This is a genomic window from Streptomyces sp. NPDC049585 (assembly GCF_040675615.1).
In the GTDB taxonomy this organism is placed as follows: domain Bacteria; phylum Actinomycetota; class Actinomycetes; order Streptomycetales; family Streptomycetaceae; genus Streptomyces; species Streptomyces luteosporeus.
Map to the genome: position 1 here is coordinate 223,918 of NZ_JBFAPE010000004.1, position 25,659 is coordinate 249,576.

The following is a 25,659-nucleotide window of genomic DNA, read 5'->3' on the forward strand; positions in this document are numbered from 1 at the left end:
GGGCGTCCCGGGCCGTTCGTACGGCCGGTGGGGCGGCTTCGTCGACGGCGTCGACGAGTTCGACGCCGCGTTCTTCCACATCTCGCCCAACGAGGCCGCCGTGCTCGACCCGCAGGAGCGGCTGTTCCTGCAGGAGGCGTGGCACGCCTTCGAGGAGGCGGGGCACGCGCCGTCGTCCTGGCGCGGGCGCGCCGTCGGTGTGTTCGCGGGCGTGATGTACAACCAGTACCAGTTGCACGGCGTCCGCGAGGAGCCCGGCTTCGTGCCGTCCTCCTTCAGCGCCTCGATCGCCAACCGCGTCTCGTACTTCCTCGACCTGAAGGGGCCGAGCATCGCGCTCGACACCATGTGCTCGTCGTCGCTGACGGCGATCCACCTCGCGGTCGAGGCGATCCGGCGCGGGGAGTGCGAGGCGGCGCTGGCGGGCGGCGTCAACCTGCACGTGCACCCCAACAAGTACTTGTTGCTCAGCCAGGCGTCCTTCCTGTCCACCGACGGCCGCTGCCGGGCCTTCGGCGCGGGCGGCGACGGCTACGTGCCGGGCGAGGGCGTCGGCGTGGTGCTGCTGCGGCCGCTGCGCGACGCGCTGCGCGACGGCGACCACGTGCACGCCGTCATCCGGGGCACGATGCTGAACCACGGCGGGCACACCGGCGGCTTCTCCGTGCCCAGCCCGGTCTCGCAGGCCGAGCTCGTCGGCGCGTCGCTGGCGGCCTCCGGCGTCGACGTGGCCGACGTCGGCTACATCGAGGCGCACGGCACCGGGACGAGCCTGGGCGACCCGATCGAGATCACCGCGCTGGAACGGGCCTTCGACGATGCCGGTGCCGGCCGCGGCCCCTGGCCGGTCGGCTCCGTGAAGTCCAACATCGGGCACCTGGAGTCCGCGGCGGGCATCGCCGCCCTGACCAAGGTCGTCCTGCAGATGCGTCACGGCGAGCTCGTGCCGTCCCTGCACGCCGATCCCCTCAACCCCGCCGTGGACTGGGAGGCCTCGCGCTTCCGCGTCCAGCGTGCCACCGAGCCCTGGACCGCGCGGGAGGGCGCCCCGCTGACCGCCGCGATCAGCTCCTTCGGCGCCGGCGGCGCCAACGCCCATGTGGTGCTGGCCGCAGGACCCGCCGCCGAGGCCGCCGCCCCCGAGGCGCCCCGGCCGCGGCTGTTCGTACTCTCCGCCAAGGACACCGCCCGGCTGGAGGAGCAGGTCGCGCAGCTGCTTGCCCACCTGGAGCGCCCGGCCGGTACGGACGTGGCCGCCGCCCTGGAGAAGGTCCTGACCGAGGTCGTGGGCTTCCCCGCCGACTCCCGCGAACCGCTGGCCGAACTCGGCCTCGACTACCCGCGGCTGACCGCACTCGCCCACCGCATCGAGGAGGTCTTCGGCGTCCGGCTGCCCGTCGACGCCGGCACGACTCCCGCCGCCCTGGCCGAGCGGCTCGCGCAGACCGCCTCCACGGTCCCGGCCGTGGACCCGGCCGCCCTCGCCTTCACCCTGTGGGCCGGGCGCGACCACCTCGACGAGCGCCTCGCCGTCGTGGCCACCACGGCCGCCGAGCTGGCCGAGGCCCTGCGCACCGGCAAGGGCGTGTACCGCGGCCGGCGGCGCCGTACGGCCGCGCCGGCCGCCGGGGAGGACCTGCATGCCCTGGCCCGCGCCTGGGTCGAGGGCGCCGGGATCACCGTCCCCGCGCCCGCGTCCCCGCGCCGGCTCTCGCTGCCCGGCTACCCGTTCGCCCGCGACCGGCACTGGATCGAGACCGCCCCGGCCGTTCCGACAGGCACTACGGATGATCTCGCCGAGCTCGTCGAACTGCCCGACCGGCACGTCTTCGCCACCCGGATCTCCGCCGCCGCCCAGCCGTGGCTGGCCGACCACACCGTGGACGGCACCGTGCTCGTGCCCGGCACCTTCTTCGTCGACCTCGCCCTGCACGCCGGTGCGCGGCTCGGCTGTCCCCGCGTCGGCGAGCTCGTCACCCACACCCCGCTGCCCGCGCAGGACGCCGAACTGCGCCTCGTCGCCGCCCCGCCCGGGCCCGGCGGGCAGCGGTCCTTCGAGATCCACGCCCTGGTCGACGGCACCTGGACCGGCCATGTGACCGGCACCCTCGCCCCCGACGACGCGGCCGCCCCGCACACGCCGCCGCTGCCCGACGACGCCGAAGAGGTCGACGTCACGCGGCTGTACGAGACCCTGACCGGCTACGGTCCGGCCTTCCAGGGCCTGCGCCGCGCCTGGCGCACCGCCGACGCCGTCCACGCCGACGTCGTCGTCCCCCGGGGCGACGCCGGGCCGCACGGGCTGCACCCGGTGCTGCTGGACGCCGCCCTGCACACCGTGGCGCTGGCCGCGACGCTCGACGGCGACCGCCCGTACCTGCCCTTCGCCTGGTCCGGCGTGCGCGTGCACGCCCCCGGTGCGACCGCCGCCCGCGTACGGATGGTGCACCTGCGCCCCGACGCGGTCGAGGTGCGGCTCACCGACGACGCCGGCGCACCCGTGGCGAGTGTCGACTCGGTGCTCCTGCGCCGTGCCGGCGCCCCCGCCGACCCGCTGCACCGCATCACCTGGGTGCCGGTGGAGGTGCCCGAGCCGCGGCCGGACGTCCGCTACGCGGTGCTCGGCCCGGACCCCGACGGTGCCGGCGACGCCCTGGAGGCGTCCGGCGCCGAGGTGCTGCGGGCATCGCAGCCGTCCGCACTGACGGAGGTTCCGCCGGTCGTCGTCGTGCCCGTCGTCCCCGACGGGACCGCACCCGCCGCTGTCCGCGCCCTCACCGGCCGGGTCCTGGGCCTGCTGCAGGAGTGGCTGGGCGACGAGCGGTACGCGGCCTCCCGCCTCGTCCTCGTCGCCACCCGGCCCGACGTCGCCACGGCCGCGGCCTGGGGTCTGGTGCGCTCGGCCCAGTCCGAGCACCCCGGGCGGTTCACGCTCGTCGAGGCCGGCGACCTGGCGGCGCTGCCCCGCGCCCTGGGCTCCGACGAACCCCAACTCTCGCTGCAGGACGGGCGCGTCCTGGGCGCCCGCCTGGTGCGCACCCCCGCCGCCGCGGCCCCGGCCGCGCCGCGCCGCCACGGCACGGTGCTGGTCACCGGTGCCAGTGGTGCGCTCGCGGTACCGGTGGTCCGCCACCTCGTCGAGCAGTACGGCGTGCGCGACGTGCTGCTGGCCAGCCGCAGCGGACGGCTCCCGGCCGGCCTGGCCGGCCTGGACGCCCGCATCGAGGCCGCGGCCTGCGACGTGGCCGACCGCACGGCTCTGGCCGCCCTGCTGGCGGGCCGGCAGGTGACCCTGGCCGTCCACGCCGCCGGCGTCCTGGACGACGGGGTCGTCACCGCCCTCGACGCCGAGCGCCTGGAGCGCGTGCTGCGCCCCAAGGTCGACGGCGCCACCCACCTGCACGACCTGCTGCCCGACGCCGAACTGGTGCTGTTCTCCTCCGTCGCGGGCGTGCTGGGCGGCCCCGGCCAGGGCAACTACGCCGCGGCCAACGCCTACCTCGACGCCCTCGCCGGCGAGCGCGTCGCCGCGGGCGGCCGGGCCGTCTCCGTGGCCTGGGGGCCGTGGGCGCTGGAGGACGGCATGGCCGCCGACCGCGACCGGCTCGCGCGCGGCGGCATCGCCCCGCTGCCCGCCGACGCCGCCCTGCGTCTGCTGGACGCCGCCCTCGCCGCGGAGCACCCGGCCGTCACCGCCGTACGGCTCGTGCCCGGCCCTGCTGCCGTCGTCCCGCACGTCCTGCGCGAGCTGGTGCCGTCGGCGCCGGCGCAGGCCGCCCCCGCGGCCGGCACCGGCCCGGCCGATCTCGCCCGTCTCGCCCCCGGCGAGCGGCGCGTCCGGCTCTCGACGCTGGTGCGGCAGAACGCCGCGGCCGTCCTCGGTTATGCGGGAGCCGCCGCGATCGAGCCCGACCGTTCCTTCCAGGAGCTGGGCTTCGACTCGCTGAGCTCGATCGAGTTCCGCAACCGGCTGGGCGCGGCCCTGGGCCTGACGTTGGAGGCCACGTTGGTCTTCGACCACCCCACCCCGGCCGACCTTGCCGCTCACCTGGACGAGCGGTTCGCCGGCGAGGCCGCGGGCGCGGAGGGCGGCGACCTGCCGGGCCTCTTCGCGGCCTTCGACCGCCTCGCCGCCGCCCTCGCCGACGCGGCGAGCGACGAGGCGGCCCGCGACCGCGCCGCCGAGCGCGTCCGCGGCCTGCTCGACCGGCTGGCGCGGCCGGCCGCACCGGCGGCCGGCGACCCTCTCGCCGGCGTCGTCACCTTCGACGACGCCACCGACGACGAGATCTTCACCCTGATCGACACCGAGCTCGGCACCCCCCTGCCGGGGCTGGAGGACCACACCCGATGACCAACGAGGACAAGCTCCGCGACTACCTGCGGCGGGTCACCGCGGAACTCCAGACGGCCCGGCAGCACCTGCGCGACGTCCGCGAGCGGTCCACCGAACCGATCGCGATCGTCGGCATGGCCTGCCACTACCCCGGCGGCGTCGAGTCCCCCGAGGACCTGTGGACGCTGGTCGCCGAGGGCCGCGACGGCATCACACCCTCCCCGCGCGACCGCGGCTGGGACCTGGACGCCCTGCACCACCCCGACCCCGACCACCCCGGCACCACCTACGTCCGCGAGGGCGGCTTCCTGCACGGCGCCGCCGCGTTCGACGCCGGCTTCTTCGGCATCTCGCCGAAGGAGGCCCTGCACACCGACCCCCAGCAGCGGCTGATCCTGCAGACCTCCTGGGAGGCGGTCGAGCGGGCCGGCCTGGACCCGACCGTGCTGCGCGAGAGCCGCACCGGCGTGTTCACCGGCGTGATGCACCACGACTACCCCGGCGCGCAAGGCGCGGGCAGCGTCGTCTCGGGGCGCGTGGCCTACCAACTGGGCCTGCGCGGCCCGGCCATCACCGTGGACACCGCCTGCTCGTCGTCGCTGGTCGCCCTGCACCTGGCCGTGAAGGCGCTGCGCCGCGGCGAGTGCGACACGGCCCTGGTCGGCGGGGCGACGGTGATGGCCACGCCCACCGCGTTCGTGGAGTTCAGCCACCAGCGCGGCCTGGCTCCCGACGGCCGCTGCAAGCCCTTCGCGGCCGCCGCGGACGGTACGGCCTGGGCCGAGGGCGTCGGCGTCCTCGTCGTCGAACGCCTGTCGACCGCGCTGGCCGCCGGCCACCGGGTGCTGGCCGTCGTCCGTGGCACCGCCGTCAACTCCGACGGCGCCAGCAACGGCCTGACCGCCCCCAACGGGCCCGCACAGCAGCGCGTCCTGCGCGAGGCCCTGGCCGACGCCGGCCTCGCCCCCGAGCAGGTCGACGCCGTGGAGGCGCACGGCACGGGCACCCCGCTGGGCGACCCGGTGGAGGCCCAGGCCGTCCTCGCCGTGTACGGCAAGCAGCGCACCGAGCCGCTGCGCCTGGGGTCGATCAAGTCCAACCTCGGCCACACCCAGGCCGCCGCGGGCGTCGCCGGCATCATCAAGATGGTCATGGCCATGCGCCACGGCGTCCTGCCCCGGACGCTGCACCTGGACGCGCCCAGCCCGTACGTCGACTGGTCGGCCGGCGCCGTGGAACTGCTGGCCGAGGACGTGCCGTGGCCGGCGGGGCAGGCCCCGCGCCGGGCGGCCGTCTCCTCGTTCGGTGTCAGCGGCACCAACGCCCACGTCGTCCTCGAAGAGCCGCCCGCGGTCGAGGGGACGGCAGCGCCCGAGGGTTCGGCGGACGATGCAGCGGGGCCGTGGCTGTGGCCCGTCTCCGGCCGGTCCGAGGCCGGACTGCGCGCCCAGGCCGACGCACTCGCCACCTTCCTGGCCGACCGCCCAGGGCTCCACCCCCGCGACGTGGCCCACTCCCTGGCCACCACCCGCGCCGCGCACGAGCACCGCGCGGCCGTCCTCGGCACCGACCGCTGCGAACTCCTCGCGGCACTGGGCGACCTGGCCGCGGGCCGCCCCTCGCCCGCCGTCGTGGAGGGCACCACCGGCCCGTCCGGCCCGGTGGCCTTCCTCTTCCCCGGCCAGGGCTCGCAGTGGCGGGAGATGGCCGTGGGCCTGCTGGAGACCGACGAGGTCTTCCGCGAGCGCATCGCCGCCTGCGAGGCCGCCCTCGCCCCGTACATCGACTTCGACCTGCGGGCCGTGCTGCGCGGCGAGACGCCCCTCGACCGCGTCGAAGTCGTCCAGCCCACCCTCTTCGCCGTCATGGTCGCCCTCGCCGAGGTGTGGCGCGCGCTCGGCGTCCGGCCGGCGGCCGTCGCCGGCCACAGCCAGGGGGAGATCGCCGCCGCCTGCGTCGCCGGCGCCCTCACCCTCGACGACGCCGCCCGCGTGGTCGCCCTGCGCAGCAAGGCGCTGACGGCGATAGCCGGCCGCGGCGGCATGATGTCGCTCGCCCTGCCGGCCGACGAGGCCCGCGCCCGGCTGCAGGACTGGGACGGCCGGCTGTCGCTGGCCGCGGTCAACGGCGCGGCCTCGGTGGTCGTCGCCGGCGACGACGACGCCCTCGACGAACTCCTCGCCGCCTGCGAGGCCGACGGCGTCCGGGCCCGGCGCGTCGACGTCGACTACGCCTCGCACAGCGCCCACGTCGAGGCCGTGCGGGAGGAGGTGCTGGACGCCCTCGCCCCGGTGAGCCCCCGCGCCCCCGAGATCCCCTTCTTCTCCTCCGTGGAGGGTCGCTGGATCGACGGGAGCGATGAGGGATCCGCGTTCGACGCCGACTACTGGTACCGCAACCTCCGCGAGACCGTGCGCTTCGACGAGGCCGTCACCGCCCTCGTCGAGCGCGGCTGCGCCACCCTGCTGGAGGTCAGCCCGCACCCGGTTGTCACCACCGGCGTTCAGGAGACCGTCGACGCCCTGGGCACCGACACCACCGTCGCCCACACCCTGCGCCGGGACGAGGGCGGCCGCCGCCAGCTGCTCACCGCCCTCGCCCAGCTGCACGTCAAGGGCGTACGGCCCGACTGGTCCGCGGTGTGGCCCGGTGCGCGCGCTGTCGAGCTGCCCACGACGGCGTTCGTCACCGAGCCGTACTGGCTGCGTGCCGACGCGGCCGCCGGTGAGGCGACGGCGCTGGGGCTCGATGCGGTCGACCACCCCGTCCTGCGTGCCGCCCTGCCCGGCGCCGAGGGGCTCGTCCTGACCGGCGCGCTGTCGCTGGCGACCCAGCCGTGGCTGGCCGACCACACCGTGGAAGGGCACGTCGTCCTGCCGGGCGCGGGGCTCGCCGAACTGGTCACCAGGGCGGCGGACGAGGCCGGTTGCGCGGTCGTCGACCAGCTCACCCTGCTGACCCCCTTGGTGCTGCCCGAGGACGCCGACGTCCGGCTGCGCGCCGACATCACCGAGGCGGCCGCGGACGGCTCCCGGGGGCTGACCCTCAACGCCCGTACCGGCGCCGGCCAGTGGACCACGCACGCCACCGCCGTCCTGCGGCCGGTGGGCGAGGAGCCGCCGGCCGGGGGAGAGGCCGCGGCCTGGCCGCCGCCGGGCGCGGAGCCCCTCGACGTCGAGGCGCTGTACGAGCGGCTGTCCGGGGCGGGCCTGGAGTACGGTCCGGCGTTCCGCGGCGTACGGGCCCTGTGGCGCGGCGCCGACGGGGACCTGTACGCGGAGGTCGCCCTGCCGGGCGGCGAACCCGGGGACTTCACCCTCCACCCGGCCCTGCTGGACGCCTGCCTGCACCCGGTGGCGCTCGGCTCGTTCCTGACCGGGGAGGGTGGCCGGCCGTCTCTGCCGTTCGAGTGGCAGGGCCTGCGCGTGCACGCCCGCGGCGCGGACACCGTCCGCGTCACCCTGGCCGCCGCCGGGCCCGACGCCGTACGCATCACCCTGACCGACCCCGCCGGGGCCCCGATCGCCTCGGTGGAGTCCCTGGTACTGCGGGAACTGCCCGCCGGCGCCCTGGGCCTGCCCGACCGCGGCGACCTGCTGCGCCCGGTGCGGGTGCCGCGGCCGCTGCCGCGTGGCGCGGCGGACGACTACGTGGTGCGCGAGGCGGAACTGGCACGGTTGCTGAAGCGGCCGGTGAGCGATGAGGCCGCCCCGTACGTCCTGGTCCCTGCCCCGGGCGGCGAGCCCGCCGAGGCCGTCGCCGAGGCGCTGCGGCTCGTCCACGCGTGGGTGGCCGACGAGGCGGCGGCCGCCTCGACGCTCGTCGTCGTCACCCGCCGGGCCGACGACGACGTGGCGGAGGCCGCCGTCGCCGGCCTCGTGCGCTCCGCGCAGCTCGAACACCCCGGCCGTTTCCTGCTGCTGGAGCTGGCCGACGAGCAGGACGCCACCCTGGCGGCGATTCCCTCCGCGCTGGCCGCGGGCGAACCGCAGATCACGCTGGCAGCCGGTGCTGCGAGCGTGGTGCGACTGACCCGTACGTCCCCCGAGCCGGCCGAGGGGGGCAGCGATCCGGGCCGGACCCTGGTGACCGGTGCGTCCGGCACGCTCGGGCAGCTCGTCGCCCTGCACCTGGTGCACACCCACGGCGTACGGGAGCTGGTGCTGGCCGCCCGGCGCGGCGCCACGGCACCCGGCATGGCCGACCTCACCGCCGAACTGACCGCAGCGGGCGCCACCGTGGACGTCGTCGCCTGCGACGTCGCCGACCGCGCCGCGCTGGCGGAGCTCGTGGAGGGAGCCGGTTTCGACACCGTCGTGCACGCCGCCGGCGTCCTCGACGACGGCCTGGTGACCGACCTGACTGTGGAGCGGCTCCGGCACGTGCTCGCGCCGAAGCTGGACGCGGCCCTGCACCTGCACGAGCTGCTGCCCGGGGCGCGGCTGGTGCTGTTCTCCTCCGCCGTCGGCGTCCTCGGTGGTCTCGGCCAGGCCAACTACGCCGCGGCCAACGCCGGTCTGGACGCCCTGGCCCGGCTGCGGCACGACCGGGGGCTGCCCGGCGTCTCGCTGGCGTGGGGTCTGTGGGAGGCGACCAGCGGCATGACCGACGGCGTCGACCGCGACCGCCTCGGCCGCTCCGGGTTCCTGCCGCTGCCCAGCGCCGATGCGCTGGCGGCCCTGGACGGCGCGCTGGCCTCGGGCGAGCCGGTGCTCGCCCCCATCCGCATCGACTCGGCCGCCCTGCGCGCCCAGGGCGAGGCCGTGCCCGCCCCCCTGCGCGACCTGGCCGGGGCGCCGGCGCGCCGCAGCGCCGCCCCCGGCGGGCCGGCCGCCGGCTCCGACCTCGCCGTCCGCCTGGCCGGGAAGTCCGGGCCCGATCGGCAGCGCGTCCTGCTCGACCTGGTGACCGGCCACACGGCCGCGGTGCTCGGCCACCCCTCGCCCGACCTGGTCGACCCGGCGCGGGCGTTCAAGGACGCCGGGTTCGGCTCCCTCAGCGCCGTCGAACTGCGCAACCGGCTGGCTGCGGCCACCGGGCTGCGGCTGCCGGCCACCCTCGTCTTCAGCCATCCGAACCCGGAGGCGCTGGCGCGCCACCTGGACGAGCTGCTCGCGGGCGCGGCCCCGGTGCCGGCTGCCGCGGTGGCGCGTACGACCGTTGCGGACGGCGACGATCCGGTCGTGCTGGTCGGCATCGGCTGCCGGCTGCCCGGCGGCGTCCGCTCGGCGGACGACCTGTGGGAGCTGCTGGTCGGGGAACGCGACGGCATCAGCCCCTTCCCCGACGACCGCGGCTGGCCGCTGGAGTGCCTGTACGACCCGGATCCGGCGGCCGCCGGCAGCTCCTACGTCCGGCACGGCGGCTTCGTGACCGGCGCCACCGCCTTCGACGCGGCCTTCTTCGGCGTCTCGCCGCGTGAGGCCGTCGCCATGGACCCGCAGCAGCGGCTGCTGCTGGAGACGGTGTGGGAGGCGTGCGAGGACGCCGGCATCGACCCCACCAGCCTGCGCGGTACCCGTACCGGGGTGTTCGTGGGCGCCATGTACCAGGACTACGGCCGGCTGTTGGAGAACGCGGCCGCCGAGGGTTTCCTCGCCCCCGGCGTCGGCGGCGGCGTCCTGTCGGGGCGGGTGGCGTACACGTACGGGCTGGAGGGCCCGACGGTCACCGTGGACACGGCGTGCTCGTCGTCGCTGACCGCCCTGCACCTGGCTGCCCAGGCGGTCCGGGCGGGGGAGTGCGAGCTCGCGCTCGCCGGTGGCGTGACCGTGCTGTCCACTCCTGTGCCGTTCGTGGAGTTCAGCCGCCAGCGGGGCCTGGCCGCCGACGGCCGGTGCAAGCCGTTCGCGGCTGCCGCCGACGGCACCGCGCTGGGCGAGGGCGTCGGCGTGGTGCTCGTCGAGCGCCTGTCGCGGGCCCGCGCGCTCGGCCACGAGGTGCTGGCCGTCCTGCGCGCCAGTGCGCTCAATTCGGACGGGGCGAGCAATGGTCTGACGGCTCCCAACGGCCGTGCGCAGGAGCAGGTGATGCGGGCCGCCCTCGCGGCCGGTGGCCTGCGGCCGGCGGACGTGGCCGCCGTCGAGGCGCACGGTACGGGCACGGCTCTCGGCGACCCGATCGAGGCGCAGGCCGTCCTGGCCGTCTACGGCCAGGACCGGCCGGAACCGCTGCGGCTGGGTTCGTTGAAGTCCAACCTCGGCCATGTGCAGGCGGCGGCGGGTATCGCCGGCGTCATCAAGGCCGTCCTGTCCATCCGGCACGGTCTGCTGCCGCGCAGCCTGCACATCGACGAGCCCTCCCCGCATGTCGACTGGAGCACGGGCGACGTCGACCTGCTGACGTCGGCGCAGCCCTGGCCGGAGCAGCCGGGCGGGCCGCGACGCATGGGTGTGTCGTCGTTCGGTATCAGCGGCACCAATGTGCACGTGGTGATCGAGCAGGCGCCTGCTGCGGGTGGGGAGACGGCTGCTCGTGCTCTGGCCGGGACGCCGTGGCTGCTGTCGGCGCGCTCGGAGGAGGCGCTGCGCGCCCAGGCGCAGCGGCTGCTGGAGAGCGGAAGCGGTGAACCTGCCGAGGTCGCACGGGCCTTGGCCACGACCAGGGCCGCCCACCGTCACCGGGCGATGGTGACCGGTGGCAGTGAGGAGGAGCTGCGTACGGCGCTGGAGGCCCTGGCGGCCGGCCGCACGGCCGACGGCGTGCGCCGGGCGATGGCGGGCCGGCAGCGGCTGGCGCTGCTGTTCACCGGTCAGGGCAGTCAGCTGGTGGGCATGGGCCGGGGGCTGTACGAGACGTTCCCTGTCTTCGCCGAGGCCTTCGACGAGGTGTGCGCGCTCTTCAAGGACACCGGCCTGGAGGCCGGGTTGCGCGAGGTGGTCTTCGAGCGGGACGACCTGCTGGACCGTACCGAGTACACGCAGGCGGGGCTCTTTGCCCTGCAGGTGGCGCAGTTCAGGCTGCTGGAGTCGTGGGGTGTCGCGCCGGAGGCGCTGATCGGCCATTCGATCGGCGAGCTGTCGGCCGCGTGCGCGGCGGGCGTGCTGCCGCCGGCGGACGCGGTGGCTCTGGTGGCCGCTCGCGGCCGGGTCCTGGGCGCGCTGCCCGCCACCGGGGCGATGGTGTCGGTGCGGGCGGGCGAGGAGGAGGTGTCGGCGGCACTGGCCGGCCGCGATGGCGTGGAGATCGCCGCGGTCAACGGCCCCCGGGCGGTCGTCCTGTCCGGGGACGAGGAGGCGGTACTGGCCGTCGCCGGGGAGCTGGAGGAGCGCGGCCACCGCACGCGCCGGCTGCGCGTGGGCGTCGCCTTCCACTCGGCGCACGTCGAGCCGGTGCTGGAGGAGTTCCGGACGGTTGCGGAGACGGTGCGGTTCGGACAGGCCCGGATCCCGGTGATCCCGACCGTCCCGACCGAGCGGGCGATGGACACCCCGGAGTACTGGGTGGACCAGCTGCGCCTGGCGGTCCGCTTCGCCGACGCCGTACGGCAGGCGCAGGAGACGGGCATCACCGCGTACCTGGAGGTGGGCCCCGACGCCGTGCTCGCACCGGCAGCCGAGGCGTGCCTGTCGGAGGTGCCGGTGCGCCCTGTTTCGCTGCTGCGGCGGGAGCGTGACGACGTGCGCACCGCGACGGAGGCGCTGGGCCTGCTGCACACGCACGGCGTGGACGTCGACTGGCGGGCCGTTCACGCCGGCCGGCCGGGGGAGGGGGTGCGGCTGCCGACGTACGCGTTCCAGAGCCGCCCGTACTGGCCGGAGGTGGCGCATGCTCCTGCCCCCGCAGTGGCCCCCGAAGAGGACCCGCTCTGGTCGGCGATCGAGAACGAGGACGTGTCGACGGCCCTTGACCTGCTGGACCTCAAGGGCGACGAGTCACCGGCCCAGGTGCTGGCGGCCCTGGCCAGGCTGCGGTCGGGAGTGGCGACCGCGCACCTGGAGCGGGCGCAGTGGCAGCCGGTCCAGGATGCCGCTGATGTCATGCTTCCGCTGGACATCCTGCTCCTGCCCGGGACCGACGACGACCTGGCCGACACGATCGCCGGCGCGCTCGTGCGCCACGGCGCCCGCGTACGGTCCGGCGGTGACCGGCGGTCGGATGTGGTGGTGGCCCTTCCCGGCGCCGAACCGGTCGCCGAGGCCGGCGTCCCCCGCTGGGCGCTCACCGACGGCGGTGCCGTACCGGCGGGGTGCGACCACGTCGTCCACCTGCCGCAGCGGACGGACGCCGCGGCCCGTACCCGGCTCTGCGCGGCGATCGCCGCCGGCCACCGGGAGGCGTGGATCCGCCCGGACGGCATGGTCGTGCGCACGTACGAGCCCGTGGAGCCGGCCGGCTCCTGGCGGCCCGAGGGCGACGTCCTGGTGGCGGGCCCGGCGGACGAGCTGACGGCGGCGTTGGCCGAAGCCGTGACGAAGTCGGGTGCCCGCCTGCTGGTTGCCGGTGACGCACCCTGCCCGCCGGGGGCCGTCGCGTACGACGGCTCGGTGCCGCTGACAGCGGCGATCGTGCGTGAAGGCTGCGGATTCGACGACGTCGAGGCACCACTGGTGGCCCTGGTCGCCGTCGGCGACCACCCGCCCATCCTCCTTGGGGACGACCGCACCCGCCTCGCGGTGGCGGTGGACCCGGCCCTCGACGCCCGCGCCGCCGTGGCGGGGCTGCGCAGGGCGCTGGCGACGGGGGAGCGGGCGGTACGCGTCGCCGCGGAGGCGCGGGCAACCGAGCCCGAGCCCCTGGTCATCCCTGTTGTGGAAGAGGCGCCCGAGTCGACGCCCGAGTCCGCGCCGGAGTCGACGCCCGAGGACAACGAACTGCGGGCGGCCCTGAGGAATCTGCCCAAGGAGCAGTGGCCGGACGCCGTCCTCGACGGGATACGCGGTCTCGCGGCCGCCGTCCTGGGCCACGAGTCGGCGTCGGAGATCGGTGCCGAGGACGAGTTCTTCGACCTCGGCCTGACCTCGGTGGCGGCCCTGGAACTCCGTGACCACCTCAACACCCTCACCGGCCTCGACTGGCCCGCGGACGTCCTGTACGAGTGCCCGACACCGAGCGACCTGACGGCCCTGGTCGTCGACCGCCTGGCAGCCGACATGGGCTGACCGATACGTCGCAGGAGCCCGCCTTTGCATCTCAGCAAGGGCGGGCTCCCGGCGTTTCAGCGGGCCATTCTGTTCAACTCCGAGACGGACAGCGCCCCTTCCGTGTGGAGGAGCAGAGCGTCGAGTCCGATGTTGCCCTGCGGTCACATGCCGTAATCGGCTGACGCGGTTCGGACCGTGCTCCCCGAACATGCGCTCACGGATGCCGGTGGTCGATTGTGGCGCAATGTCCCAGCTTGTTGCGCTAGTTGAGCGGGGCCACGACATCTGGTCAGGCGTTGGCATGCGCGAACCGCAGTGTTATGGTTTCGGCCGCTGTCACTCAGAGTGCTGCTTTGGCCAGTGGTTCATCCATGGGCGGAACGCATCGGCGCCCTGGGGGGCAGTGCGCAACTCCCCCACAGCGGTTCCCCACCGCCCGGATCTGATCGGCCAGGTCCGGGTCGTGAGCGCCGCAGAAAGGTTTGCTCATGTCCGGAAAACGGGCCTTGAAAAGACGGGTTTTAAAGCCTGTTCCTCTGACCGCTCTGGCCGGCGTCGCTGCCTGCCTGGCCGTCGTCGTCGCACCGACCGCGTTCGGCACCAGCGCCCCCGACAGCCCGGCCGCCCCGAGCGGGACGTGCACGATCCGCTCCGCGGACAAGAACGCCGAGGCGCCGCTCAGCTGCCTCGGTGTCAACGCCTCCCTCGACCGCCTGCCGGCCGTCGGCGAGCAGGCCACCCTCACCGTGGACATCAAGGCGCAGGCCGATGTCAAGAACGCCGGTCTGTCCGTCCAACTGCCACCCGCACTGCGAATAGTCGACAAGGGTGCCGGCCTCGCCGCGCCCACCACGGACGCCTTCGGCCAGCGCACCAGCCGGAAGCTCGCCCTGACCCCCGGCACCCGCAGCGTCGAACTCAAGGTCAAGGCCGTCGCAGCCGGGCCCGCACAGATCCAGGCGGACATCAGCGACATCGACCACCCCGATCCGCGCCGCGCCGGGCACGACTCGGTGGAACTCACCGTCGGTACGTCCAAGGGCTCCACGGACAAGGGCATCTCGGTCTCCACGGCCCGCTCGACCAAGGTCGCCGACCCCGGCCCCGGCACCCGCAAGCCGCGCGAGGTCGACCCCAAGGTCCCGGCCCCCGCCCCTGCTGCGACTGCCTCCGCTCCGGCGGCGCGCGCCCAGGTCTGCGTCAGCGGCACCTTCCGCAACCGTTTCCAGTCCGCCGAGGGCGGCAGCTGGAACGCCAAGGCCAACCGGGACGAACCCGTCAGCAACGCCAACGTCACGCTGTGGGGCAAGCCGACCGCCAACGGCGACACGCTCAAGCTCGCCACGGGGATGACCGGCAACGGCGACGGCAAGTTCAACCTCTGCTACACGCCGACCACCTCCGTCACCTCCGTGGCCTGGGTGGAGTTCCAGACGAAGGCCGGCCGGATGTGGTCGGTGGTCGGCGCCAACGGTGGCGCCTACGCCACGTCCTCCTACGCGCTGAACAACATCTCGCGCAGCACCAGCCTGGGCAACGTGTATGCCAACGACGCCCAGAGCCGCGCCTGGCACGCCCTGGACACCCTCAACAAGCTGTGGTGGAACCGCGGTTCCACGACCAACTGCTGGGCCAGCAGCGAGCAGGACGGTCGCTGCACCCCGATCACCGTCCAGTGGTACCCCGGTTCCACCGACGGCACGTACTGGAACACCGGCGAGGACAAGATCCACCTCGCGGACAACGACCCCGACTCCGAGCACACCACCGTCCACGAGGCGGGCCATGCCCTCCAGGGCAAGCTCTACAAGGGCTGGTGGCCGCAGGTCAGCAACTGCTCGCCCCACTACGTGGACCGCACGTCCTCCACCAGCTGTGCCTGGACCGAGGGCTTCGCCAACGCGGTGGCGTTCCACACCTTCAACGACACCACCTACTACTGGGGCAACGGCGGCTCGCTGGACCTCGCCAATGACCGCTCCACCAGGGGCATCGACCCGGGCGACGCCTGCGAGGCCCGGGTCGCCACCACGCTGGTCGACCTGTGGTCCCAGGTCGACGGCGGCTGGACGAAGAGCAACACCATGATGTCCCGGAACCCGCAGTCCAGCTTCCGTGAGTACTTCGTCACCGACCGGCCCGCCCACGGCCTGGACACGGGCACGAAGGCCCGCGACATCATCTGGAAGCACACCATCTGGTACTGACAGTCCCTCCCTGCTGATCGACGCTGATCAGTGCTGATCAGCAGGGAGAGCTGTCGGCTGCGCACGCAGACCCATGGACCGGGCCGCCTGTCGGCCCGGTCCGTGTTCGTCGTGGCCGCGGGAATTTCGCCGGGGCCGTGCACCGTCACGTCCTGCGACGGCAGCCGGGCGGCCGGAACCGTCAGTCGGGGGCGCTGCGCCAATAGGCGCCCAGCTCGTCCGTGGCCTGGTGCACGGCGGGTGGTGACGCGGGTGCGGGCCAGGACTGGATGCGGTGTTCCTCGACGGGGTCCTCGTCGTCGTCGAGCCAGTCGGCCGCGGCCCCGGCATCCCTGCCCCGGGTGCTGACGCGCAGCCGGTAGGTGCCCGGTCCGTCCCAGGCGAGATCCGGGAGGGCCTCGTGCGCGCCGCCGCCCCCCGCGCAGAGCCGGGCCTCCGTCGTGGCGGGGTAGCTCACCTCGACGACGTCGTCCCAGCCGGCCAGCTCCAGCGGGGGAGCCGCGGCCCAGGTCTCGGCGCGCACCCAGATGTCGCCGGTGTTCATGCCGGGCAGGAGCAGGGCGCCGTCAGGGGCGGCGATGATCACGCCGGTGGCCACGGGCTGCCGGATGCCGGGTACCCGCTCCTCGTCGCCGACGATCACGTACTGGCCTTCGGCGACGAACAGGCGGGCGCGTACGTCCCGCAGGGGTCCCGGCATCGGCGGCTTCCTTCTTCCGGCGGTCAGCGCTTGACGTGTACCCAGTACGCGTCGTGGTCGAGTATCCGGTTCTCGCGCAGGAACTTGCCGCGGTACTCGGACCCTCCCTCGGTGGTGTTCTGGTTCAGGGGCACCGCGTGGGTGGAGTAGTCGGAGTTGAGCCCGGCGCCCTCATAGGTGGCCGCGAACGGGTACTCGTCGCAGCTCTTCCCGGGGTACTTCCCCCGCGGGCAGGCGACCTGGCGGTTGTACCTCTGGAGGTCCACGTCGGACAGGTGGTGCAGCGGCCGTCCCTTGCCCTGCAGGCCCCACTTGAAGCGCAGGTTGTTCTGCGCCCAGTACACGTGCCAGGCGACCTGGGTGATGCGTGGGTCGTGGGTGTCGAGGGTGTACGTGGGTTCGTAGGTCCAGTTCACGCACCCGCGCCCGGTGCCGCTGCCGACGGGCTCGCTGTCGCAGCGGACCTGGGCGGTGTCGCCCAGTTTGCGCGTCAGCTTGTTCGGCGCGGCGAGGTTGGACACCGTGACCTTCACCGGCGGCTGGTGGTAGCTGATGTTCTTGCCGGGTGAGGTCACCTTGAAGGTGAAGTGCTGGTTCTGCGCCGGGTAGCGGAGCCACTGCTCGCCGCCGCCACCGGTGACCGTGCAGCCGCCGCCGGAGGACGCCTTGCAGTCCACGGCGACCTTGGCCCGGGACAGCAGGGTGGCCACGCCGGACGCCTGGACGAGGCCCAGGTTCACGTCCTGGACGTAGGTGCTGGACTTGTAGTCGAGCTGGGTGGTGTTGCCGGAGCCGATGACTCCGCGGCCGATCTCCTTGCCGCTGGGGAGCTGGACCACCCTGAAGGGGATGAACTCGACGAAACACGACGAGCGCCGGTCCGCGGTCTGCCGGCCGACCTCGCAGCCGACCTTCGCGGCGAGCGTGTTCTGCTTGGTGAGCCAGTCGCGTTGGGCGGCGTTCTGCGGAGTGCGGAAGGACTCGTCCAAGGACAGGACCGCATTCTTGTCCCCGGCTCTCGCCGAGGGCGCGGGTCCGTCCGCACCGGCGGGCAGTGCGCAGGCGAGGACAAGGCTGGTCGCGGCGGCAACGATGGTGACGAGTTGACGACTTGCAGGCAGCAAGACTCCCCCTAGTGCCGGACGTCGTGTGAACGTCATGTGCACGACAGGCCGATGACTGTAGCACCGCATTCGACAACCGGCCGCCGTTCGAAGGGAGTTGGCGCCCCCGGTGTCCGCGGGTGGTGTCCCGGGCGCTCAGGAGGTCATCCGCTACGGACGCGGACCCCACGGGTCACCGGGGACCCAGTTGCCGTGCAGCCCGAGCGGCACCCGAACGGGCAGATGGATGCAGGCGACCGGCTCACCCGTGAAGTCCTGGGCGGAAAGGATCACCAGGTCCGCCGCGCCGTGCTCGGGGTCGTGGACGTACGCCATCACGTATCCGTCGTCTTCGGCGACGGGCAACTCCGCGGGAACGAACACGCCCTCCCCGACGGCCCCCAACCGGCCGAACTCGTGCGCCTCGGCGGTGCCGCGCACCAGGTCGTGTTTGAGCAGAGCGCTGCTGAACCCGGTGTCGGGCCGCGGATCCCCGGGGCCGGTGGGCGGCGCGTAGAGCTCCACGGCGGCCGCGTACCCGTAGCGGTAAGGACGTCCGGCACAGCGGGAGTTGACCCGGGGGAATTCCCGGATGCGGTCGTCGAGCCGGTCCTTCCGTACCTTTCCCGCCGCAAGGTCGACCCGCCAGCGGTCCAGGGTGGGGCGGCTGCCGCCGAAGCCCCTGATGTCGAAGCCCTCGGGGTGCCGGACGATGTCGACGACGACGTCCGTGCCGTCCTCGTAGGCGTTGAGGGTGTGCCCCACCAGGCTCGGCGCTACCTCGAACCACCGCACCTCGCCTCCCGCGCGCGGCATGACACCCACGCGCGCCTGGTGCGAGTCGTCCCCGACGAAGCGGACCCCGGTCGGCAGATGGGCGGCGCTGAACACCACAGGGGCGTCGAAGAGAAACTCGCCGCACTCCAGGTGGCGATCCACCTTCCCACCTGCAGTTGCTCCGGGACCAGTCGCCTCGCTCACCGGCTTGGCGGCTCGGCTGTCCGGGTTCGGTGGAGGCGCATCGCCGATGACGGTTGTCACGCGCTTTTGCTGCTCATCGCGAGTCCAGGAGACCCATCTGGGTAGCGCGCTGACCCAGTTGGAAGCGGCTCTTTGCCCCCAGGCGTTCGGAGAGTTCCGAGATCATGCGCCGTTCGGTTCTCAGGGATATGCCGAGCTTGCGGGCCGCTACTTCATCGGTGTGTCCCTGCGCGAGAAGCTGCAACAGCTGCCTGTTCTGAGGGGAGAACGGCTCGTGGCTTCGGGGCTTGGCCTCGGCCATTGGAGTCGCTGTCCTCCAGACGGTGTCGAAGAAGGCGCACAAAGTGGCGACAATGCCCGGTTCTCTTACGACGACGGCCCCTTGGGAGCTGTCCTCGGGGTTGAGGGGGAGCAGGGCTGCTTTGCGGTCGAGGATCTGCATGCGCGCGGGCAGGTAGGGGGCGGTGCGTGTCTCGGCTCCCATACTTACGAGCCAGCGCGCGTGCTCGACGCTGCCCGGGTCGTTGCGGATGCTCTCGAGGTAGATGGTCTTCATGGACACCGAACGGCCGAGCACCGACATGGCGAGGGGGCGGCTCGCGGCCCGGTTCTCGGGTGTCTGAGGCCCACCGGGGGCGAAGGCCAGCGTCTCGTCCTCGACGTTTTGCACCAGCTCATGGATGCGGTGCCTGACGGCTTCGACGGTGGTGAGCCGCTCAATCTCCTGTCCGTACCGGAAGAAGAACTCCGAGGTGTAGTCGGCAACGAGCTGTGCCGCTTCCGCCTGTATCTGCTCGATCTCCAACTGCCGCCGGGTGACTTCGGCCTGCCGTTTGGCCATGAGCGCCTTCAGTCCCGCTTCGGGGTTCACGGGCAGGATGGTCGAGGGGTCTTGCCAGGATCTTCGGATCAGGGCCAGATCGGCGAGAGTGTCCAGAGCACGTCGCACCTCGCCCTCTTCCATGCCCAGACTTGCGGATACTTCGGCTGTGGTGATGCCTGGCTCGCGCAGCATCGCGCGGTAGACGGCTTCAGCAGGCCCTTGCAGGCCGAGTGAGTCGAGCATGCTTCTCCCCGCTGCCCCCGGTGATCGGTTTCACCGACGCGGCAGTCTACGAGATATGTGTGGTCGGCAAGAGACGCTTTTCAGCACACGTAGCACTGGTACGTGCATAGTTGTCCGGGTGGCCGCCGCACTCCCCGGTTCATGGACGAGCGGCACGGTGCTTGCGTACAACGGGGTGGGCGGCAGGCATGCCGGCCCGGGGCCCCCGGCCCTGACCACGCGAAGCGCCCCTTGCTGGAACCGGCCTCGACCACGTCGGCTGCGCTCCCGAGCAACATCTGTCGCGCCGCGCCCGGTAGCCGGTCCCGCGTATCCAAAGACCGCAGTAGGCACGGATGTGCCACGACTCTTTTATGCCATCCAATCACTCTGGTGGGCCTGTTCATCACCGCGCAGAATCAAATGCGTTGAAGGAGGGCAGCCCAAAACCACCGACTGAGGAAGGCGGATGAAAATCCGCCTGCACGTCTGCACGCCGGCAGTGAGGGCAGAACTCTTCAACCAAAGAAATTCATTCTATTGAGAGGTGAACAGCACATGGAGAACAACGAGATCCAGACCGAGGCTGTCGAGTCGGCCGAGATCACGTTCGGGGAGATCCCGGACAGCTACCTGTCCCGTTCCTCGCAGCTGATGCAGTCCGACTGATCAGCGGTCCAGGGCTGGGTGGCACGAGTTCGCCTCGTGCCACCCAGCCCCAACGCGTCGCCCAACGCCCGTAAGGAGAGAGTCCATGAGCACTGCAGTAGCGACCCCGGCCGACATCGAAGCACTCTTCCGCGCCCAGCCCGACCGCGCGCGAGCCGCACGCCTGCGCCAGAGCATCAACGACGTCCTCGTCACCGACCTTCGCGCCTACGTGGCCGCCGCAGCGCAGCAGCTTCCCCACAGCGCCGCAGCCGCCGCCAAGACGGTCGAGGAACTGGACGTCACACGTAAGCTCAACCCCCTGCTGTTTACGCTGCATTGGCAGCTGAGCGCGGGCCTGCGCAGCCAGCAGCCCGGCACCGTCTCCGCCGCCCTCGGGCGCCTGGCCCAGGCCGGCGTCGACGACGACTGCTACGGCGACCGTTTCCAGGTGGAGACAATGAGCTGGGACGTCGTCGATGCCGAAGCCGCGAATTTCTTCACCGGCGTGGACGGTCCCCGCTCCGACCGCGGCGAGTTCGTCGAAGTCGCTCCCGTCAGCGGGGAGGAGCTCACCACCGGCCGTACATGGGTCTCCCAGGCCCTGGCCACTCTGCGCGAGCTGGACGGCGAGCTGCACGACGAGTTCCACGAACTGGTCTCCCGCCTCCGCCTGGTGCATGGCAGCGTGATTCGCGGAGCCACCAGCTCTCGCTGCTGGGGCATGAACTACCTGCGCTTTCCGGATGCGGGTGCCGAGTCCGCCGAGCCGATGAATTACTTCCTGGACCACCTGGTCCACGAGTCCTCGCACTTGATGCTGCACGCCATCATGAGCGCCGACCCGCTGCTGCAGAACCCCTTCGAAGCCCGCCACTCGGCACCCATCCGCAAGGACGCCCGTCCCCTGTACGGCATCTACCACGCCACTTTTGTCCTCAGCCGCATCTCTCGCGTGCTCTCCCGCCACGCCAAGGCCGACCCGCGCGCCGCGACGAAGGCCATCCGGGACGAGTCCGTGGCGCGCTTCCACAAGGGCTACGCCACCATCATCGAGCACGCTGAGCTGACCGAGGCCGGGCGCACGATCCTCACCTCCTGCCGCGAGCTCGTCGAAGCCGAGCTGTAGGGCAATCCGGCCTCCTCAAGCACTGGAACACCGGCCCCACTACCGGAGACCTCACGTGACCATCGTCGAATCCGAGGCGGACACGCTGTTCACGGCGCAACCCGAAGCAGCGCGTATCCCGGCATTGCGGCACCACGTCAACGAGACACTCGTTCGTGATCTCGGCCAGTACATCGCCTCCGCGGCGCCCCTGCTGCCCCGCACCGCGGCGGCCGCTTCCCGCACCGTGCGCCACATCGCCCCGACCCGCCGGCTCAACCCACACCTGTTCACCCTGCACTGGATGCTGCAAGGTGCCCTGCGCACCCAGCAGCCCGGCGGTGTTCTGACCGCCCTTGGCCGGCTCGCCCGGACCGGGTATACCGGGGAGTGCTACCGCCCCGCCTTCACCGTCGACACGGTCCGCTGGGACCTCGCCGATGCCGAAGCCTCCGCCTTCCTGCTGAGCAAGGACGGCCCCCGCTCCCGGCTCAACGAAGTCGTCGAAATCACCGATGTCCCGGCATCCGAACTCGACCAGGGCCGCCGACGCATCGACGATGCTCTGACAGCCCTGCGCGAGCTCGATCCTGCCATGCACGGAGAGTTCAGCGAACTTGTCGCCACGGTTCGCCTCTTCCGCCGTCCTGCCATCACCGGTTCCACCACCACCGGCATCTCCAGCCTCCGCTACTGGGGGCAGATGTACCTGCGCTACCCCGACCCCCGCGAGCAGGGCGACTGGACCGTCTTCCTTCTGGAGCACCTCGTCCACGAGGCTTCGCACATCCTGCTGCACGCCCTCATGAGCCGCGACCCCCTGCTCACCAACGGCTTCACTGCCCGCCACGAGGCCCCCATCCGCAGCGACCGCCGACCTCTGTACGGCATCTACCACGCCATGTTCGTCCTCAGCCGCGTCCACCGCGTCCTGACCCGCTACGCGGGTGCCGTCGCCACCCCCACCGCACGGGCAGCACGCGACCTGGCCCTGAAACGCTTCCAGATGGGCTACGCGACCGTCATGGAGCACGCCGACCTCACCGCTCATGGCCACACCGTGGCGGCCTCCTGCAAGGAGATCGTTGCTGCGTAACGCTGAGGACCTCCATCGGCTGCCGGTCAGACGGCACGAACACGCCGCCGCCTGCGCGCCGGAGTTCCTCAGCGTCTCCGCCGGCCTCACCTTCTCCGTCGACGGACAGCAGCACAGCGCACTCGGCTTCGGCTGCTCCCGCACCCCCGAACAGGCCCGCCGGTCGGCCCAGTGGGAGACCTACGAACGACTACTCATGGTCGCCGAGCTCTCCGGCAGTCTGGGCCGGTCCATCACCGGTCGCATCAAAGGCGGCAACCCCGTCGCCACGCACACCTTCGAGCAGATCGTTCCCCGGCCCTGGCACGACACCTACCGCCCAGGCCAGGACGCCACCGGACTCGCCGTCCACACCACCGTCGAGGCCGCGCAACAAGCAGCCGAACGCGAACTGCTCGAAAGAGCCCTACTCGCCGCGATCTGGTATGGCACCACGCCCATCCCCAGCCGGATCACCGAACACACCTGCGTCACCACAGGCCGACTGCACACCTACAGCTTCCCCTGCCGGCTGGGCTTCTTCGCCCTCGCCACCTGGCACGACGCACGCAGCCAGATCTTTGTCACCGGCTCCGCGGTGCGCGACGCCCTGCACGACGCCACCGAACACGCACTGGGGGAAGCGGTCATGGTGTTCGACGGCGTGTGGCAGGGCAAGACCCCGCGCTACACCACACACGCCTCACGACAGCGGTACGCCTCCCTGCGGGGAGACCTGCACGCCCCGCGGGCCCAGCACATGGCAACCCGGCTGATGCAGGGACAGGCCGGCGCAAGTCGCCCGTTCGACGTACCCGGGGACGACATCACCTTCTACCCGCTCATCGAGTGGGATGGCGCATGCCTGGTCCGCGCCATGTCCCACAGCATGGAGACCACCAGCACTCTTCGGGCCCGCAGCCGCAACCTGCCGCCGGATCCGTTCACTTGAGCGCCGGGCCGGTAGGCTCCCGCGCATTGAGCCAACAGGACAAGGAGCCGAGAATGCCCAGCATAGAAGATCAGCCGGCACCCCCCATCGAGCTTGGCCTCGACCGGCGTGAGCGCGGGGACTCCTTCGAAACCCTCTCGCACATCTACTCCGCCGGACGGCCCTCCTACCCGGGTGAGTTCATCGCATCACTGACCAGCCCCTTGATCCAGGCACCGGATGCACACGTGCTGGAAGTGGGCGCCGGAACAGGCCAGGCCACTGCCCGCCTCGCCGAACTCTTCGCCCGTGTGACCGCGATCGAACCCGGCACCACGCTCTGCCGCCAGACCCGCGAACGCATGACCTCGCACAGCCACGTCGACGTCCACGAGTCCTACTTCGAAGACTGGACACACGGCGGACCGTACGACTGCATCTTCTCCGCCTCGGCCTTCCACTGGACCGACCCCACGCGCTCGTACGGGCTGGCCCGGAACCTACTCAAACCCGGCGGCACACTCGCCTTCGTGACCTACTGCGAACTCATCGGCGACAATGCCTGGGAACAGCGGTGCACGGAGATCAGAGCCTTGTTCACCCGCCACGCCCCGCATCACAAAGGCCCGCGCTTCGGCACCCGTACCGCCCAAGAACTGTCCAGCGGCCTCCACGCCTATGGCGAATCCATCGGCCAAGCCCTGGAATTCGTGGAATTCGGTAAGCCCCTGGAAGCCGCACAGGTCCCCGTCCAGGACATGTTCGGCCCCGTCACCATCAAGATCGAGCTTGAACAGCGCCGTTACAACGCCGAAGGATTTGTCGCCGCACTCGAATCCTACGGCGCTTTCCGCCGCATGAACGAAGGCGCACGCGTCGCGGTGAAGAAGGATGTCCGTGCCTACGTCCTCAGCGACTGCCAGGACTCCATCGACCGCCCCTTCGCGCTGGTCGGACTCGCCGCCGCACGCACACCGTGACCAACACCGCCCGCTGATAGACCAGTACAGTCCGGCCAGGAGGCACCGGTGGTGACACCGATATTCCCGAGAAACAAGTACCGCGTCACACTCGCTGGCATCACCGTCAACGCCTTCGGCAACGGCCTCATGTCGCCCTATGTCATCAGCTGGCTGGCAGCCCTGCCTCATGCATCCACCCAGACAGCAGGCATCGTCTTCGGCGCAACCGGAGCCGGACAACTTATTGCCACCTTGTACGCGGGGCGGCTCCTCACGGCGCTGTCCCCGCGCAACGTCCTGGCAACAGGGCTGTCCCTATCAGCAGCGGCCGCCGCTCTCCTCACCGCGGCACACGGCCTGGCCCTCGCCGCCGCGGTGCTCTTCGCCCTCGGGTCTGCCCAGGGCATCGCCTCAGCAGCCCAGGCAACGGCCCTGGGAACCGTGAAATTCGCCGACGGCAACGAAGACCGCGTCTGGTCCCACCTGCAAGTCGTCCTCAACGTCGGCCAAGGATCGGGCTTCCTCCTGGGCGGCTACCTGGTGACAGGCAACCTCGTCCAGACCATGCGCCCCGTCTTCCTCCTCAACGCCATCTCTTTCGCCTTCTTCGCAGCAGTCGTCCTCCTGGCCCTCCCCCGCCACCCCGCCTCACCAAACCGCAGAGGCCAGGCAGCCGACGGCTCCTATCGCACCCTGCTCTCACAACGCCATGCCCGGCACCTCATTCTTGGTGACGCGACGTTCTTCACCTTCGGCATCGGCTTCCTTCTCCTGCTGCCGCTCCTCGCCAGTGAGGCCGACTTGCTGACGCTGCACCAGGTAGCCCTCCTCCTGGCCGTGAACACGCTGATCATCGTCTGCGGTCAGCTCGCCGTCACCCGCCTCGCGCGGCGCATCCCCCGCGCAACAGGCATGCGCCTGCTCTTCCTCGGCGCAGCAGCCTCCTGGGTACTGATAGCAGCAGCAACCGAACTGCACAGCCAGACAGGAAGCCTCATCGCCGTGTGGAGCGCAGTAGTGCTCTTCTCCGTCGTCGAGTGCCTCCACACGGCCTGCCTGGTCCCGCAACTGCGCGAAGCGGTGCCGCAGGCAGATCGGCCCCGTATCCTCGCGCTCCACGTCTTCGCCAGCAAGGCCGGCCTCATCGCAGGACCGGCCCTCGGCGGCATCGCCATCGCCGCAAACATCCCGCTCACCTGGGCAGCCGCATCCTGCCTGCTCCTCGGACCCGCCTTGTTCAGCTACAGCCCAACCAAGACCACCGCCGAACTGCCACAGAAGACACCCGTGTGACGGCGGCTGCCTAGTGGTCGACCGCCCAGCCCGCACATCGCAGGCGTGAGCGCGTCACGCAGGCTGCCGGGCAACCGGCCGAAAGGCTCACCATGCGCCTGTTCTACGTAGCGATGAACCGCGGAGCCGCCCGGCCCATCAACGATCCCGAGGTCGTCAGTGCAGCCCTCCGGCAAGCCGACCAGGA

At 72.3% G+C, this 25,659-nt stretch carries 12 protein-coding genes (1 of these 12 only partly in view); 8 read left to right on the forward strand and 4 right to left on the reverse strand.

The features are described 5' to 3' along the window. The 3 genes from AB0K17_RS06890 to AB0K17_RS06900 form a co-directional block, all read left to right on the forward strand. On the forward strand, nt 1–4,354 hold the 3' portion of the coding sequence (locus AB0K17_RS06890) for an SDR family NAD(P)-dependent oxidoreductase (RefSeq protein ID WP_365982342.1). It extends 2,549 nt beyond the left edge of the window; only the last 4,354 of its 6,903 coding nucleotides appear in the window; its start codon lies beyond the left edge, outside the window; its stop codon occupies nt 4,352–4,354. Beyond that, a complete protein-coding gene (locus AB0K17_RS06895) occupies nt 4,351–13,437 on the forward strand; it encodes an SDR family NAD(P)-dependent oxidoreductase (protein ID WP_365982343.1) in 9,087 nt (3,028 codons plus the stop codon). Before AB0K17_RS06890 ends, AB0K17_RS06895 begins: the two co-directional genes overlap by 4 nt. Nucleotides 13,438–13,907: 470 nt before the next feature. After that, nucleotides 13,908–15,626, forward strand: coding sequence for a mycolysin (locus AB0K17_RS06900; protein ID WP_365982344.1), 1,719 nt, complete (start codon nt 13,908–13,910; stop codon nt 15,624–15,626). Nucleotides 15,627–15,807: 181 nt separating this feature from the next. On the opposite strand, the gene AB0K17_RS06905 is transcribed toward AB0K17_RS06900, so the two are convergent. The 4 genes from AB0K17_RS06905 to AB0K17_RS06920 all read right to left on the reverse strand — a co-directional run bounded on the left by AB0K17_RS06905 (nt 15,808) and on the right by AB0K17_RS06920 (nt 19,476). After that, nucleotides 15,808–16,326 (reverse strand): hypothetical protein, encoded by a 519-nt coding sequence (locus tag AB0K17_RS06905; RefSeq protein WP_365982345.1) that lies wholly within the window; start codon nt 16,324–16,326, stop codon nt 15,808–15,810. A 23-nt stretch (nt 16,327–16,349) separates the two neighbouring features. Beyond that, entirely contained in the window at nt 16,350–17,450 is a 1,101-nt protein-coding gene (locus AB0K17_RS06910; RefSeq protein WP_365982346.1) for a hypothetical protein, read from the reverse strand. 150 nt (nt 17,451–17,600) lie between these two features. After that, nucleotides 17,601–18,368 carry a carotenoid oxygenase family protein gene (locus AB0K17_RS06915; protein ID WP_365982347.1) on the reverse strand — a complete coding sequence of 256 codons (768 nt, stop codon included), beginning with the start codon at nt 18,366–18,368 and terminating at the stop codon, nt 17,601–17,603. A 115-nt stretch (nt 18,369–18,483) separates the two neighbouring features. Then, complete coding sequence (locus tag AB0K17_RS06920; protein ID WP_365964627.1) at nt 18,484–19,476, reverse strand: helix-turn-helix transcriptional regulator; 993 nt, start codon at nt 19,474–19,476, stop codon at nt 18,484–18,486. Between the two features lie 733 nt (nt 19,477–20,209). Between AB0K17_RS06920 and AB0K17_RS06925 the strand changes: the two genes are divergently transcribed. The 5 genes from AB0K17_RS06925 to AB0K17_RS06945 are packed head-to-tail and all read left to right on the forward strand — an operon-like array spanning nt 20,210 to nt 25,472. Further along, entirely contained in the window at nt 20,210–21,232 is a 1,023-nt protein-coding gene (locus AB0K17_RS06925) for an HEXXH motif-containing putative peptide modification protein (RefSeq protein ID WP_365982348.1), read from the forward strand. A gap of 55 nt (nt 21,233–21,287) precedes the next feature. Then, entirely contained in the window at nt 21,288–22,307 is a 1,020-nt protein-coding gene (locus tag AB0K17_RS06930; protein WP_365964625.1) for an HEXXH motif-containing putative peptide modification protein, read from the forward strand. Further along, entirely contained in the window at nt 22,297–23,238 is a 942-nt protein-coding gene (locus tag AB0K17_RS06935) for a hypothetical protein (protein ID WP_365982349.1), read from the forward strand. The genes AB0K17_RS06930 and AB0K17_RS06935 overlap by 11 nt, the downstream gene beginning before the upstream one ends. A 53-nt stretch (nt 23,239–23,291) precedes the next feature. Then, nucleotides 23,292–24,197 carry a class I SAM-dependent methyltransferase gene (locus tag AB0K17_RS06940; RefSeq protein ID WP_365964623.1) on the forward strand — a complete coding sequence of 302 codons (906 nt, stop codon included), beginning with the start codon at nt 23,292–23,294 and terminating at the stop codon, nt 24,195–24,197. Nucleotides 24,198–24,248: 51 nt separating this feature from the next. Beyond that, nucleotides 24,249–25,472: an MFS transporter gene (locus AB0K17_RS06945; RefSeq protein ID WP_365982350.1), complete on the forward strand. Its 1,224-nt coding sequence runs from the start codon at nt 24,249–24,251 to the stop codon at nt 25,470–25,472. Nucleotides 25,473–25,659: the final 187 nt, after the last annotated feature.

Coding starts and splice junctions, on each gene's coding strand:
- AB0K17_RS06940 (WP_365964623.1), top strand. CDS start 23,292: ATGCCCAGCATAGAAGATCAGCCGGCACCCCCCATCGAGCTTGGCCTC.
- AB0K17_RS06905 (WP_365982345.1), bottom strand. CDS start 16,326: ATGCCGGGACCCCTGCGGGACGTACGCGCCCGCCTGTTCGTCGCCGAA.
- AB0K17_RS06920 (WP_365964627.1), bottom strand. CDS start 19,476: ATGCTCGACTCACTCGGCCTGCAAGGGCCTGCTGAAGCCGTCTACCGC.
- AB0K17_RS06895 (WP_365982343.1), top strand. CDS start 4,351: ATGACCAACGAGGACAAGCTCCGCGACTACCTGCGGCGGGTCACCGCG.
- AB0K17_RS06925 (WP_365982348.1), top strand. CDS start 20,210: ATGAGCACTGCAGTAGCGACCCCGGCCGACATCGAAGCACTCTTCCGC.
- AB0K17_RS06900 (WP_365982344.1), top strand. CDS start 13,908: ATGTCCGGAAAACGGGCCTTGAAAAGACGGGTTTTAAAGCCTGTTCCT.